A 1420-nucleotide genomic window follows, 5' to 3' on the forward strand; every position below is an offset into this window, starting at 1 on the left:
CCCGCACCCGGTACGGCAACACCGGCACCCAGGCCACCGTCGAGGGCATCAGCATCTCCGGCGTCGGCCACCAGCTCCCCATGAGCGGCCAGCTCGCCTACGCCATCTCCTTCCTCGGCCTCGACGCACCGAGCACCTCCATGTCGCCGTCGCCGTCTCCGTCCGCGTCTCCCACGCGGTCTCCGTCACCCTCGCCGTCGCCCTCGCCGTCGGCCTCGCCGTCGGCCTCCCCCTCGCCGTCGCCGAGCGCCTCCCCGAGCACCTCGCCGTCCGGCCAGCCGGGCGCCTGCCGCGTCAGCGCGACCGTCAACAGCTGGGCCAACGGCCTGACCGAGGACATCACCGTCACCAACACCGGCTCCTCCGCCGTCAACGGCTGGTCGCTGGCCTTCACCCTGCCCGGCGGGCAGACCATCACCAACGGCTGGAACGCCACCTACTCGCCCACCAGCGGCCAGGTCACGGCGACCAACGTGAGCTACAACGGCTCGATCCCGCCCGGCGGCTCCGTCCAGATCGGCTTCCAGGCCACGCACACCGGCAACGCCGGCAAGCCCACCTCGTTCACGCTGAACGGCGCGACCTGCACCGTGGCCTGACGACGCCCGTGTCCTAGAGAACACCGTGTCCTGACGACACAGCCCAAGACCCATACTCTGGAGGACTTCAGTGCCCCCCATTCGACATCGGCGCTGGCTCGCGGCCGCGATGGCCGCCGCGCTCGGCGCTCTCGGAGTCACGACCGCAGGCACGGCCCAGGCCGCCGCGGGCTGCGAGGTCACCTACACGGTGACCAGTTCGTGGCCGGGCGGCTTCGGCGCCGACGTGAAGGTGTCCAACCTGGGCGACCCGATCAACGGCTGGAAGCTGACCTGGACGTTCACCGCCGGGCAGACCATCACCCAGCTCTGGAACGGCACCCACACCCAGTCGGGCGCGCAGGTCACGGTGAGCGACGCGGGCTACAACGCGTCGATTCCCACCGGCGGCAGCACGAGCTTCGGCTTCAACGGCGGGCTGAGCGGCTCGACCAACCCGGTGCCGACGAACTTCGCCGTCAACGGCACCGCCTGCACCGGCACCGTGACCAGCAGCCCCTCGCCCAGCCCGTCGCCGAGCCCCAGCGCCAGCCCGTCGCAGAGCCCTTCACAGAGCCCTTCACCCAGTCCGTCACCCAGCCCGTCACCCAGCCCGTCGCCGAGTGCCTCGCCCAGCCCGTCGCCGAGTCCGTCGGCCACTCCGAGCGGGCCGTGGCCGCCGTCATCGACGTACTCCAACCCGGTGCTGTGGGACGACCTGGCCGACATCGACATCATCCGGGTCGGTGACACCTACTACTACTCCGCCTCCACGATGCACTACTCGCCGGGCGCGCCGGTCCTGCGCTCCTACGACCTGGTGCACTGGGAATACGCCGGCC

At 71.1% G+C, this 1420-nt stretch carries 2 protein-coding genes; both read left to right on the plus strand.

What is annotated here, in order from left to right:
• The coding region (locus HHX33_RS34595) for a cellulose-binding domain-containing protein (RefSeq protein ID WP_182878244.1) at positions 1-599 on the plus strand (599 nt) is incomplete at its 5' end.
• A gap of 70 nt (positions 600-669) precedes the next feature.
• On the plus strand, positions 670-1420 hold a 751-nt coding region (locus tag HHX33_RS34600; RefSeq protein ID WP_220502506.1), incomplete at its 3' end, for a cellulose-binding domain-containing protein.

Origin of the sequence: Microbispora sp. H10670, assembly GCF_014161385.1 — a bacterium.
Lineage (GTDB): Bacteria > Actinomycetota > Actinomycetes > Streptosporangiales > Streptosporangiaceae > Microbispora > Microbispora triticiradicis.